The sequence below is a fragment of the Patescibacteria group bacterium genome (assembly GCA_027858235.1).
Classification (GTDB): Bacteria; Patescibacteriota; Patescibacteriia; order Patescibacteriales; family BM507; genus BM507.
In genome coordinates this window covers 1-13,744 of the sequence record JAQIDC010000051.1, presented here as the reverse complement: position 1 = coordinate 13,744, position 13,744 = coordinate 1, and the positions used below count along the sequence as shown (strand labels likewise).

12 protein-coding genes are annotated in these 13,744 nt (G+C 33.4%); 6 read left to right on the top strand and 6 right to left on the bottom strand.

Going from position 1 to position 13,744, the window contains the following annotated elements:
• Both PF572_04595 and PF572_04590 read right to left on the bottom strand, forming a co-directional pair.
• The gene (locus PF572_04595; GenBank protein MDA3840342.1) at positions 1-876 is read right to left on the bottom strand and encodes a hypothetical protein; all 876 of its coding nucleotides are present in this window, start codon (positions 874-876) and stop codon (positions 1-3) included.
• A 236-nt stretch (positions 877-1,112) separates the two neighbouring features.
• Positions 1,113-3,626, bottom strand: a complete 2,514-nt coding sequence (locus tag PF572_04590; GenBank protein MDA3840341.1) for a DUF5011 domain-containing protein — start codon at positions 3,624-3,626, stop codon at positions 1,113-1,115.
• A gap of 646 nt (positions 3,627-4,272) precedes the next feature.
• Here PF572_04590 and PF572_04585 point away from each other — a divergent pair.
• Positions 4,273-5,301 carry a hypothetical protein gene (locus PF572_04585; GenBank protein MDA3840340.1) on the top strand — a complete coding sequence of 343 codons (1,029 nt, stop codon included), beginning with the start codon at positions 4,273-4,275 and terminating at the stop codon, positions 5,299-5,301.
• A gap of 47 nt (positions 5,302-5,348) precedes the next feature.
• On the opposite strand, the gene PF572_04580 is transcribed toward PF572_04585, so the two are convergent.
• Positions 5,349-6,566, bottom strand: a complete 1,218-nt coding sequence (locus tag PF572_04580; protein MDA3840339.1) for an ISL3 family transposase — start codon at positions 6,564-6,566, stop codon at positions 5,349-5,351.
• 167 nt (positions 6,567-6,733) lie between these two features.
• On the opposite strand from PF572_04580, the gene PF572_04575 reads away from it, so the two are divergent.
• The 3 genes from PF572_04575 (at position 6,734) to amrB (ending at position 9,614) form a co-directional block, all read left to right on the top strand.
• A complete protein-coding gene (locus PF572_04575) occupies positions 6,734-7,192 on the top strand; it encodes a hypothetical protein (GenBank protein ID MDA3840338.1) in 459 nt (152 codons plus the stop codon).
• Between the two features lie 132 nt (positions 7,193-7,324).
• Positions 7,325-8,824, top strand: a complete 1,500-nt coding sequence (locus PF572_04570; protein MDA3840337.1) for a hypothetical protein — start codon at positions 7,325-7,327, stop codon at positions 8,822-8,824.
• Between the two features lies 1 nt (position 8,825).
• On the top strand, positions 8,826-9,614 hold the full coding sequence (amrB, locus tag PF572_04565) for an AmmeMemoRadiSam system protein B (protein MDA3840336.1): 789 nt from the start codon (positions 8,826-8,828) through the stop codon (positions 9,612-9,614).
• Here amrB and PF572_04560 read toward each other — a convergent pair.
• Both PF572_04560 and PF572_04555 read right to left on the bottom strand, forming a co-directional pair.
• A complete protein-coding gene (locus PF572_04560) occupies positions 9,604-9,918 on the bottom strand; it encodes a hypothetical protein (protein MDA3840335.1) in 315 nt (104 codons plus the stop codon). The two genes, amrB and PF572_04560, sit on opposite strands and share 11 nt — an antisense overlap.
• A gap of 2 nt (positions 9,919-9,920) precedes the next feature.
• Positions 9,921-10,958 (bottom strand): hypothetical protein, encoded by a 1,038-nt coding sequence (locus PF572_04555; protein MDA3840334.1) that lies wholly within the window; start codon positions 10,956-10,958, stop codon positions 9,921-9,923.
• 93 nt (positions 10,959-11,051) lie between these two features.
• On the opposite strand from PF572_04555, the gene def reads away from it, so the two are divergent.
• Complete coding sequence (gene def, locus PF572_04550) at positions 11,052-11,522, top strand: peptide deformylase (GenBank protein ID MDA3840333.1); 471 nt, start codon at positions 11,052-11,054, stop codon at positions 11,520-11,522.
• Position 11,523: 1 nt separating this feature from the next.
• Here the strand turns inward: def and PF572_04545 are convergent, their stop codons facing one another.
• On the bottom strand, positions 11,524-12,132 hold the full coding sequence (locus PF572_04545) for a DedA family protein (protein ID MDA3840332.1): 609 nt from the start codon (positions 12,130-12,132) through the stop codon (positions 11,524-11,526).
• Between the two features lie 105 nt (positions 12,133-12,237).
• Between PF572_04545 and fmt the strand changes: the two genes are divergently transcribed.
• Positions 12,238-13,191, top strand: coding sequence for a methionyl-tRNA formyltransferase (gene fmt / locus PF572_04540; protein MDA3840331.1), 954 nt, complete (start codon positions 12,238-12,240; stop codon positions 13,189-13,191).
• Positions 13,192-13,744 lie beyond the last annotated feature (553 nt).

Below are 13,744 nucleotides of genomic sequence, written 5' to 3'. Positions count from 1 at the left end.
TTATAGATTTAAACAAATTTCTTTAAATATTTTTGTTTTATATATATCACAATTAGCATAATCTGAAGATTCCAAAAACTCCCTCAAAGAATTACAATCATTCTCAAGTTCTTCAATTTCTTTTATCTCACTGCAAGCCAAATCTTCTTTATTTATAATTTTCATTGCAAGCACAGAGGAATAACAAAAATCTTTTTCTTCTTTATTTGTAATATTACTACAAATTGAATAACCTGATGATAAAACATTTTCATCGAATTCGAACCTGTCTTTGCATTTTTTTACAATCATTTCTTCCTCAAGAATATTACAATTTTCTAAAAAATTTGTTTTATTAGAGTAAGAAACAACAACATTAATTCTACAATCATCAATCTTATAAAGATCATTGTCTAAGTAATCACAATATCCCATATCTTTCTCTTCAAAAGATTTTTTTATTGCAAGATTATTTAAACACATTTTTTTTAGGTTCTGATCAAACAAGCCATTACAATCAATGATATTACCATTCTCATATATTTCTTCGTATTTTTTTTGTTCGTTTATAGCAATTTCAGTTTCAGTTAAAGTGTCGTCATCTTTTTTATCGCTATTTTCAAGCCGATCTTTATTTGTATTATTTTTTATAATTCCCTCTACATCAGGCTTATTCGGTTCCAAATCTAATTCAAATGGAATTTCTTGCTCATCAAGACTGGTACTGACGATCTTGAACCCACTAGTTTTAGTTTGATACAATTTAACTCCAACCAAAAAAACAACAAACAAAAGCACTATTGCTAAATTTATTGCTATTATGTATTTAAATATTTTTAATGGGTCCATTCTCCTTTTTTGAGTTTTATTTATTTTATTATAACATTTTTTTAACATTTAACAAAATTTATTTTTAATGATTATATTTTAAAAAAATCAAAGGGATTCCTCCCTGTCATGATCAGCTTGTTTATCCTATAGCTTGACGTATGGGGACTGGACATCTAAGAAAACTTCTTGTCCAACATTTCTGGATCCCGGATCGAGTCCGGGATGACATAGACAAAATAGGTATAGAGTTAACTCTATACCTATTTTTATATTATGTGTTTTGTGTTACATGTTGCGTGCTCTTATCTTGTCGCTCCACTGTATGAAATAGCTCTTACGATATCCCATTCATTGGCTAGACTTGGATTGTGGCCAAATATTGATTTAAATATTTTTATCCCTGCCTTTTCTGAATCCATATTTCTATCAGCTGGTCTAAGACCATAGGTAATAACTGTTACTGCGGCATTATCATTGGCATTCTCCATATTCGCTTCACGTTTATAGATTGTTTTAAATATTTCTGCTTGTGCTTTTTGTTCGGCTGAAATATTTTGTTCACTTGGCCAACGTCCATTTGCAATTTTTACAACATCTTTCCATTCTTCTTCAGTTTGGGGAAGTTTTGAGAATACTGATTTATATGAATTAACAACACCAGCTCTCTCACCTGCTCCAAGAATAATTGTCGTATCAGAACCATATCTTACAAAATAGGCAATTGAATATTTAGAATCGGGGCTAAGCACCTTACCGTCATTTTCACTAACAACTTTATTGTAAAGCGAAACATAAATTGCGTCCATATTAACAAATTTATCATATTGGTGAATTGTTCTAGCTTCATTTCCACTCACCTCTTCCACAATTGAACTATCGACACCACCAAGATTTGTATATTTTACTCCACTTGATGTATTTTTATTCTCCACTTCTTCAATTTCTTCTATAACTGTATCCACCAATGGAGATGTTTTTATTAATTGTGCATTAGAATAATTTGGGACTTCGTCATATGTATATACTAGATAATAATACACCAAATTACTTGCAATATTATCATCTGTATAGGTTTTCAATATTCCATCATAAACTGTTTCCCCTAATTCTTTAGCGGCTAAAGCTCCTATATATGAATCTACTTCATCTTCAACTTTAACTACTAGAACTCCGGCAAGATCACTGTCTGCTGGATTTTCCCAATTTAGAGCAATGTTGTTTTCAGTTCTATTTACCCTCAAAGCAGAAACTTGGGCTGGGGCTGTTGTATCAGATGGTGGAGTATAACTCCCACTTGAACCGCTACTGCCTGAAGATGATGGATTTGAAACAGAGAATGTTATTGGATAATCATCTACATTAGAATTCCCATTGGCATCTTCACAACGAACATAATAATTATAAGTTTGTCCGTTAGAAAGTCCGCTTACAGCAGTTGAATGAGTTGTGCTTCCTGTGCTTGCAAAAATATCAGTTGACGAAGCATAGCTTGTATTTGCAATGGTCGAATATTTACAACTTGCATCTTCGTCTGTTGTTAGACCAATACTCACTTGAGTTGTTCCTGAAGACTGTGCTCCGCTTGGAGAAGCAGCACTTCTATCAGGATCTGTAGTATCTACAATTGGCGCCTCCTCAACCACAACAGTCCTAGCAACTTCAGTTGCTAGGTTAGAAGCAGCGTCAGAAACGTTATATAAAATAATATAAGTATCTGCAGTATTTGTATCAACGGTATTAATTGTCACAATATTAGTTGTAATATCACCATCAATATCATCAAGAGCCGTAGCACCAGCATCATCATAATCATCACCTACAGTTAATTCTATAGCTGAAGAACCGATTAAGGTAATTACTGGAGCGGTGGTATCTGGCACTTCCACAACAACACTTCCATTATTCCAATTAGCATCAATTGGATCATAATTTGAATCAGTCATTAGTGTGAATATTCCTTGGTCAGCAAATATAATATCTGACTGTCCGTCTGCAATTGAATCAAAGTTTAAAGTAATAATATCCAAGTCTCCGTTCAAGGCATCCATGTCAGCATCAGCTAGAACACTCAAAAGACCTGGTTCAATAAAGTCAACAAAAACTGTCCAATTTCCAGAAACCAATTCTGTCCCAATAATTTCAGAGTCTAGATTGTAGCTAAGCACTGCTGGATCATAAGTGACATCAGCATAGAAGCCAAACATATCTAGAGCATCGTTAACTGAGATAGTTAAATCAGAAGCATCTCCGATGTTTATAGTATCTGGGTTTGGAGTGATATTTACTTCTGGGGTTGGAGCAGGATTTATAATTAAATCACCATGACCAGCATCGAAACCAGCTATAGTTGTTGTGCCAGTTGAATCGTGTGCTATTGCAGAAACTGATATAAGAGAACTTCCAACGACCCCCAAAGATGAAAAATGAAGATCAATCACTTTTATTTCTGAATCTACATCGATTGCTCCACAACTTGATCTTGAAACAGTAACTTCAACCTGATTAACATCTGTGTCCGCTAAATAAAAATACTGATTACAACTTGATTTAGCAAACTGACCAACATCATCCTCATCTATTCCTATATACTCCACTAAAGAGTTATCATAAGAAACCGTGAAAACAATATTTAATAAATCTTCTGTATTACTAACATAGAATGGTACTATAATATCAGATTGATTATATTGAGCATTTATAATAACTGGATTAATAGTTAAATTCTCTCCAGCTCCTTGAGCTTTTATTGTAGGCATGATGCCTAAGATCAAAGATAGAATCAAAATTGTGTTTAAAATTCTTTTTCTAATTTTCATAAAATTATTTATAATAATTAATTTACTTATTTAATTTTCAATCATAGCATATTTTGACATATTTGTCAATATTAGTTATAACTAATAAAATCATTAGCAGTTAATTAATCATTTAATAAGTATTTTATAGCTAACATTAAACAATTATTATAATTTTATTATATGGTTTTATTGGTTACATTAAAAAGACAATAACACTTGACAAAAACATTAAAATAAAGTATATTAAAATTTCTATTATAGTATTACCTTTTTGTATGTACTATAATAGACAACAATCGTTGTTCATTTATAATGCCTATCTTGGCACACATACAAAAAGGAGACACACATGAAAAGATTATTATTATTGTTGGCAATCGTTTTGTTTTTATTTCCAGTTTTTGCACAAGCAAAAATCGTAACCTTGTCCTGGGACGAAAGCCCCAGCAACGTTGCAGGGTATAAAATATATTACTGTGATAGCTTCACAACTCTTTTAGCTGGAGATAAAAATGACTTCAACATCACAGTTGAAGACGTTGGAAATGTTTTGACATTCCAAATCACTGGACTAGAAGACTACAGCTGGCAATACTTTGCAGTCTCTGCATACGACAGCGATGGAAACGAGAGCGTCTTCTCTAATGCTGTTGGATCAAGACCATTGGTGTATGAAATATCAACTAACGATTTTACGTTCAATGGAGTGTATCTAACCAGCGGTGGAACCATCAAAGCTGAAATAACTGATCCTTCATCACTCAGTTTTACTGAATACAGGTCTGGAGGAGTACTCATAGGTGACCTCATTAATTTTGATGCTAATCTATTTTTCTCCGACGGAGGTTCACCAGATCCACTGGTAAATGACCAATCGCCTTTCAGGTTTTATGCTCGTGACATTTCAACAGGCGAAAGGATTTCGACAGAAAAATACTTCTTTGTTGACTATTCCTTCAAAGGGTATGCAGATTCAGTAGCCATGACAAAGGCTTCAAGCTATTATGAGTTTGTTGTCGAATATGGCGAAAGAGGATCTGGACAAGAAGGTGATATTGCTACTTATGAGGTAGCAATAAATAGCATAAGTCTTTCGAATCCAGAATATCCACCATCAGAAATGAAGTTTAAAGAACTTCGAGAAACATCACCTGATGGAATAGCCTTCTATCCAATACATGATTTAGTCATCGGAATTGAAGATTATGTTTCTACTCCCCTTCTACGTAAATGGAAAGTAGCAAAAACATACGAAGGTGCTACTGTCGACAAGGATTGGAATGAGATTGAAAACCCTGTGTTTTATGAGAGCACAAAGCTGAACCTAGGAGAAGATGAGTACGTACTAACAATTACTCCGGAGATGGAACCAAATGGAGTATTTATCTCCCTGGTAAATGTTTATTCAAACGGAGAGGAATCTGTCAGTACTGTGTATTATTATCTCCCAGGTAACCTAACTGGAAACGTTGATGACGGAACTGATATTGTTGACGTAACAGTAGACACAAGCGATACCACTCTAGCAAGAGCTATGCTGAGAGCAAGAGTCAGTTCAACATTCTTGAAAGACTATTCTTTCGAACAATTTGAAAGAGCAGATCTCGATAATGATGGAAGAATTACCACACTGGACTATATTGGAGTGAGCGGATATAAATACTCTGCTCCAATAATCTATTATATGTATTAAAATTCAAAGCCACCGTGAACCTACGGTGGCTTTTTTTCGGCTCCCCGTCAAACAGTGTGATAGTTTAATATGAAAGAAAGTGGTAAAAAGGCCAGAGTCATTTTGGCAATATAGTTATCTATATTCCTAAATCCGTAACTGACTCTCTTGATCATCTTAATCTTCGTATGACAACCTTCGGTAAAACCGTTGGTTGTTTTATTTTTGAAATAATTCAAAATTGGGATTCTCCATTTTTTTAATGTAGCATGTAGTGTTCGTAAATAACGACTATATTCTGGAGTCTCCAATAACAACATAACATGGTTGAATCTTTTCTCTGCCTCCTCAATACTATGTGCCCGATACATAAATATTATCTTCTCTTTAATAATGTAGGCCTGTTTTAAAACTGGATACTTTTCGTATTTTTGAAAAGCCATATCCAGTCTCTCTTTCTCATATTCACCCAAAGCATCTCCATTGACCCACAATAGTTTTTTTAGATTCATTCTAGACCCTGCACCTTCTTCCTGGACTACTGTTCTAATCTCATCCAGAGCTCTTCTGGCTAGAGTCTCGACGTGAAATCTATCTGCTGTTAAATCAGCATGAGAGAGTAGCTTCTCTACCACTGTTTTGTAGCTAGAACGCAAGTCAGTACATACTTCCTCTATTTTCTCCCTATATTCCTCGGGTATTTCGCGAATAAATCTAGCTAGTGTCTCCTGGCTATCTGACTTCAAAACAGCGAGTAGTTTTTTGTTTGATAAGTCAGTGATAGTGATAATGAGATAATGACCCCGAAAACTATGTTCATCAATTCCGAGTTTAGTGACATTAGCTGTACGCCAATTAATATTAATATCGCCATTCATTTTCAACACATAGCGTACTAAGGTGGATGGAGAAACATTGAATTGTTCACCAATGAAATTAAAACTATTACGTCTGAGCCAATCTAACATTTGAATTTTTAAATTAGCTGATGATTGATCTCTATTAATCCCCGGGAAAGTTTCTGTAAATACTTTCTGACAGTGTTTACATTTGAATCTCCTGACTGTCAAAGCAAGTATCACTTGTCGATAGTTTAACATCCCGTGTTTAACTTTTCTTTGACTAACCTGATGAACCCTTTTTGAGCTATTGTCACAAATCGGACATCTTATCATCCTGCGAGGTGACCGACACGGGATAATAATTTCATTCTTTTCTTCCGAAATATTGATTTTTCCAATCAATACCCCTTGCAGATTTAGCATTTTAATGATAGATTTTTTCATAGAAACAGTGTTAATTTTTAGTCTCGAGTTGAGAAACTCGGTTTTCATTCTAATATTACCACTGTTTTTTAGTTTTCCACCACACTGTTTATTGTACAGCCTTTTTTTCTTGCAATTTAAGCCTTTTGTGATAAAATTAGTATAATCTATAAATAAAATATATCTTTATGAAAAAATTACTATTATTCTCATTTTTGTTTGTCTTTGCTTTTACTCTCAGTGCTTGCTCGAGTACAAACGTTGAAAAAGAAAATCTTGACGAACAAGCAAATCAAATTCAAGAAGAAACACCAAAACAAGAAGAAATCAAGAACAAGAATGTTGAAACAGCCATAAATGATATAAAATCTGGAGACACCATTAGTAGCCCTATAACTATTACGGGAACAACCAATGCTACGAAAAATCAACTATTTGTTGAACTAAGGGATTCTGAGCACAATTCAAAAGTTAGAGGCTATGCTGTTATAGATGAAAATGACGAAGCACAAAACGATTTTAAAATTACCCTAAACTTCGTTTTTAACTCTACCAAAGAAGGTTTTATTGCTGTCTATGAATTAGATGATAATGGCCAAGAGAAAAATTTGGTAGAAATTCCAGTTAAATACGAAGTTTCGGAATAACAATACAAAATTACAATATTCTAAAAAGCACCCCTGAGGTGCTTTTTATCTATTGAAATATTTTTTTTAAATATTCAGAAAACATGCTATAATTTAATTCATAACTAATCAAATAAACGAGCCAAAAAGTATATGTTCTCAAAAAAAATATCAATTATTTCAATCTTAATATTCTCGTCTTTTTTTGTAATCAATTCAGCGAAGGCTGAGTTTAATCCTAATAATATAATTAGTGATTATGAAATTCTAAATTATAATTCGATGGGATATTCTGAGATTAATAATTTTCTTATTAGCAAGAATGGATACCTCTCAACCTATCTAACGACAAACCTAGAGGGGGAAAAGAAGTCAGCCGCTGAACATATTTATGATGTTTCACAGGAAAATAAAATTAATCCCCAATTTTTGTTAGTTCTTCTCCAAAAAGAGCAAAGTCTTATTGAATCAAAAAATCCAAAACAAACCCAACTAGACTGGGCGACTGGTTATGGCTGTCCAGATGGAGATAAATGCAACACTCGCTGGGAAGGATTCTATAAACAAATTAATTCTGCTTCTCTTCAATTTATGTATTACATGAATGGCTGCCAAGACATAGATGAGCCAAACTACAAGCCTGGAGCTAATTACTGTTCATTTAAACCAGGTGAAACACATATTTTTTCAAATCCTTATTCTACTCTAAAGCAAGGTGATGATATTGTTACAATTGAGAATAAAGCAACCGCTGGCCTTTATGTCTATACTCCGCATGTTTATAACGGCAATTTCAATTTTCATAAAATTTGGCAAAGATATTTTACTAGAACTTATCCCAATGGAACTCTAGTACAGGCCATTGGTGAACCTGGTGTTTGGCTTATTCAAAATGGTCAAAGAAGACCCTTCCTTTCGAAGGGTGCTCTTACAACGAGATTCGATGTGAATAAAATAATTAGTATTAATAAATCTGAGCTAGAAAAATATCCAAAAGGACCATCTATTATGTTCCCTCAATATTCATTGGTTAGATCTCCTATGGGGAAAACTTTCCTTTTGGTCGATAATAAAAAACGTTTGATTGAAAGCCCTGAAGCATTTAGAGTTATTGGTTTTAACCCAGAAGAAGTAATAAATGCAAGCTGGGATGATATTAAATCCTACGATGATGGTGAGAATATTACAGAGACTTCTAGCTATGCGACCGGAGCTCTTCTCCAAGACAGTTCAACGGGAGGTGTTTTTTACGTAGAAGGAAGCACAAAAGCTCCACTTCTTGACTCCGTATTTCTAAGAACAAAGTTTAGAAATCAAACAATTACTCCAGTCTCTCAAGAAGAGCTAGCTAGATATACTAAAATCGCTCCATACAAATACGGAGATGGAGAACTTATTACTTCCGATACAAGTCCAGCCGTATATGTTATTGCAGATGGCACATTGCATGCAATGAGTTCTGCTGAAGTTTTTGAAGGTCTTGGATATAAATGGGAAAATATTTTAACAGCGCCCCAAAGGATACTTGATCTATATGAAATAGGAGATCCTATTGTGGCAACAGTAGCAGTCGAGGAAGAAACAATAGAAGAAGATAGCGAAGAACTTGCTGAGGAAAATATAATTGCTAACATAGAATTAGGTCAAGAATAATATGTCAATTGTATTTGCAGCCATCTCACCACATTCCCCTATTCTTATTCCTTCAATAGGAAAAGAAAATACTAAAAGACTTGAAGATACTTTAAAGTCTTTTGCAAAACTGGAAAATGATTTGCTTGAGATAAATCCTGATACGATTTTAATTATTTCTCCACATGGTCAAGTTCAAGAAAATGCATTTACCATGAACTTAAGCCCAAAATTTGAAGGAAATTTTGAAGAATTTGGAGACTATTCCATTAAAGTTAACTTTAATGGTGACATTGGGCTCGCTTACAAAATTAGAGAAAAACTAGAAACAAAAGCACCCTTGCAGTTAATGAGTGAAACAAATCTAGACTACGGCTCCTTGGTTCCTCTTTATTTGCTAACAAAAAATCTCCCCAATATTAAAATAATTCCTATATATTATTCTGGTCTTAGTTCGCAAGAACATTTTGATTTTGGCAAATTACTCCAAGAAGAACTGTTTTCCAATAACGAAAGGATAGCCGTTATTGCTTCTGGAGACCTATCTCACAGTCTGACAAAAGACTCCCCCGCTCCTTATTCTTCAAAAGGTAAAAAGTTTGATGCAAAGATTATTGAATACCTAAATGACAACGATATAAACAGTATACTTAAAATGAAAGAAAGTTTAATAACTGACTCTAATCAATGCGGTCTTAGATCGATTTTAATTCTACAAGGGATATTATCCAAAATAAAACACGACCCTAAAATGCTTTCCTACGAACATCCTTTTGGGGTCGGTTATATGGTGATGAATTTTATTTTATAAATGTATCTGGTTTATCTCTCAAGCTCACTAACTTGAAAAAATAACTCCATTTAGCCCCGGTCTTACACAATTCTTTAGTATCAGACAAACAAGTTTCCACAAATTGTTTGGAATTGTCTTTACATATTTTAAAAACTGAATTTCTTTTAAACCCAGGGACTCCTAATTCTTTTATTATTCTTAATGCCAAATCTTGCCACTCATGAGCGGGTGGTTTTTTTGTGTCGGCCAAGCCGCCTTCTTTCTTCATATCTTTCTTTTTTGAAAACACATCACCTATAGCTTGAAAATCCATCTTCTGCATATCTATTTTATAATATTAATTATTTTATTCATGGTGTCAAAATCTGTTTCACTTAATAGTTTTTTTGCTTCACTCGCCAGTTCTGGAACAAATTTTATCACAAAATGTAAATCATCTTTCGTTGGGTTATTATTTTTTAACATATCCCAAGCATTTTTTCTATAATCTTCTGAATCTTTTATTATATGACAAAGGTCATAATTATCAGGTTTCCTGCTCGCCAGTATTTTCCAGGCATCATAGGAATGCTCCTTGACATTAGAGATAACAAAACGCAAGTCCTTGTTTTCAACATCATTTTTAAGCATATGTTTCCAGGCCTCTTCTCTAAGCCCCCCTACATCCCTCATGACAATTGCCAACTCGTTATTAGATGGTTTATTTGAAAGAAGTTTAACCCAGGCGTCATGTCTAAACTTAGGAGAATCTATAATGAGTTGTATTATTTTTTGATTATCAGGATTTAGCTCAACAAATTTTTTCCAAGCATAAAAGCTTTTTTTCTCTACAAACTTTATTACCTCCAAATAATCTTCTGTGTCCGGATAGTTTTTCAAAAACACCTTCCAAGCATCTTCTATGTGAGCGGAAACAAAACGCATTATATAAATTAAGTCAGCTGTACTTGGTTTGTTTTTTTTCAATTTTTTCCAAGCTTCGTCAATGTGATCCCTGGAATATCTGGCCACCTCTCTTAACTCATAGTTAGTTGGTTTTTGTTTGATTAAAATATTCCAAGCTTCGTTTGCTACTTCAGGAGAGTATTCAACAATATTTTTAAGCTCATAGTTAGTTAGCTTTCTGTTCTTTAAAATAGCCCAAGCGTCCTCTCTTAGCTCATTAATATTCTCAACTACGTAACGCAAGTCATTGCTGGTTGGATTACTGTCCTTAAGCTTTACCCATGCCTTTTTTCTCAAATGTGGAGCATTTTTTATAATATAACAAAGTGAATCCCCATCAGTAGATTCATTCTCTATTTTCGCCCAAAGTTTATTTAACTCGTGCTCTTTATTACTTATTTTACTATTATTGGTCATATAGGTATTATATATCTTTTTTAGTTATTTTAAAATAGCTAGACTTGCCTAAATCTTTTTCTTATTATAGTATTAGACTATAATTTTAAAAATATGGCAAAAATACTAGATATAGTTACCCATCCAACACCATCACTAAACGAAATATCAAAAAAAATTGTTTTATCTAAGCTAAAAGATAAAGATTTTATTGTATTAGTTGAAGATATGAAGTTAACTATGATAAAAAAAGATGGGGTTGGTTTGGCAGCACCTCAAATTGGTGAAAACATTAGGATGATAGTGATAAACACCAAGGATGGTAAGCTGTGCATGATTAACCCTGAAATTACAAAAAAATCATGGAGAACTGAAGTTGACGAAGAAGGATGCCTTTCATTGCCCAATATTTTTTGCAATATTAGAAGGTCAAAAAATGCAAATTGTAAATATATTAGCGAAGAAGGAGAAGAAATATTAATAGAAGCTAAGGGGTTTTTAGCAAGAGTAATTCAACACGAAATTGATCATCTTGATGGAATTCTTACTATCGATAGAGAGAGAATACAAAGTAAAAAGAGATAAATTATTTTTTTCTTATTTTTATAAAAAGATAGACTATAAAGACCAGTCCCAAGAACCATAGTCCTGTCTTAATTTGACTATAATATTGAGACAAAAGTTCTTTATTTGCTCCGAGCTGATAACCAAGAATTGCTAGAATACTTATCCAAATTCCTGAACCTAGACTTGTATAAAATATAAAACTTTTTAGATTCATTTTAGAAAATCCAGCAGGGATGGATATTAGTTGTCTAACAGCAGGAACAAGTCTTCCAACAAAAGTTGAAATGTTTCCATATTTCAAAAAATAATCTTCGGATTTTTTTATTTTATCTTGATCCAAGAATAGATATTTTGCAATCCTTGTTTCAAGTAAAGAATAGATTATGGTTCTTCCAAGTTTTAGGGCAAGAAAATAATTTATCAAAGCACCAAGTAAAGTCCCTAAAATACCAAACAAAACGACAAGATACACATTATACTGCCCCTGGGAAGCTAGATAAGCAGCCGGAGGGATAACTATTTCAGAGGGAAACGGAATAAAAGAGCTTTCAATAGTCATCAAAAAAAAGACTCCCCAATAACCGAAGTCAGAAAAAAAATTTAAAATTGTCGAAAATATTATATCCATGGCTCGTGTGTGAGCGAGTCTCCCGATAGTCTCGAAGAGGCGTATAGTCGGGGATGCTCATTGTTATTTACTATTAAATTTATTATAACAGCTAAACAGATAAAAATGAACTCAAAAATCAAAACAATATTCATGGGAACACCAGATTTCGCAGTACTTTCATTCAGGTCATTGATTAATGACAATCGTTTTGATATTGTCGCTTGTTTTACTCAGCCAGATAGGGCCGTTGGAAGAAGCGGGAAACTACAAAAAACGCCCGTTAAGCTCCTTGCCGAAGAAAACTCTATCCCAGTCTATCAACCTGGAAAAATATCGAATTATACGTCTTATTCAGATAAGGATTCTTTTCCTTTCCTCGGTATAGATTTAATAGTCGTTGTTGCCTATGCCCAAATTATCCCCCAAAAGATACTTGATATTCCTAAATATGGCTGTATAAATGTCCATGGCTCACTTCTCCCTAAATACAGAGGATCATCTTGCATTCAGGCAAGTATTCTAAATGGAGATGGTGTGTCCGGAGTAACTATAATGAAAATGGACAAAGGGATGGATACGGGAGATATTATAAATCAGGCTGAAATCATTTTAGATAAAAAAGAGACGACTGAAACTCTTTTCGAAAAAATTTCAAAGCTTGGTGAAGAAATTCTATCCGATACTATTTATCAATATATTAGCGGAAATATTAATCCAAAAAAACAAAACGATATGCTTTCTAGCATAGTCAAAAAAACAAGCAAAGAAGATGGTAAAATAGATTGGTTAAAAGAAGCTAGCTATATTGAAAAACAAATACGAGCAATGAGCACTTGGCCAGGTGCTTGGACAAAGATTGATGGCAAATTATTAAAAATTATTGAAGCTGATTTACTTGAAAAAGATATTTCTGACAAAAAAATAGGTCAATTATTCACTTTTGAAAAAAAACTACTCATAAAATGTGGTCAAAATACTCTAGAAGTTCTAAGACTCCAATTAGAAGGCAAAAAACCACACTCAGCCACCGATTTCATCAATGGGAATAAAGAGCTATTAGAAAAAGTGCTCTCCTAATATTTTTCTATTTTCCCCGCTGTCGTGAGTCCAGTAAACTGATTGATTTTTCTCGAACATTGAAAAATTTTGGAGAAAAATGAAGCGTAAAAATATCTGTAAAATGTCCGCTGTTTGAGGAGTGGAGTGTTAACGGAATGACGAGTTCGGAATTTTACTAGATTTTGTAGCGTAATGATCTAAAATTTTTTCGTTCGATGTTTTTGTCACTTTTTCGAAAAAGTGAATTAGAATATATTTTTATATTTAAATTTTCTTTTTATTATTGTATTGCCTCTAGGTGTACTCTCTGAGAGATGCGCCTCAAGCGCACATACCAGCTGAAGCTAGTGATTTTTTCATAGCTGATAATTCATGTCCCTCGATCAATATAAAATCTAGAGGGTTTTTGTATACTTGGGAATTCATGTTCTTCAAACAAAAAAAAGAGCCCGCATATATTGCTATATGCAGACTCTTTTAATCCCCATGCTTGAGCTAAATAAATTTAACTCATAATAAGAAATTGCTTCCTTATCGACCAAACTTATACTATTTTCAGTATTTTGTCAAG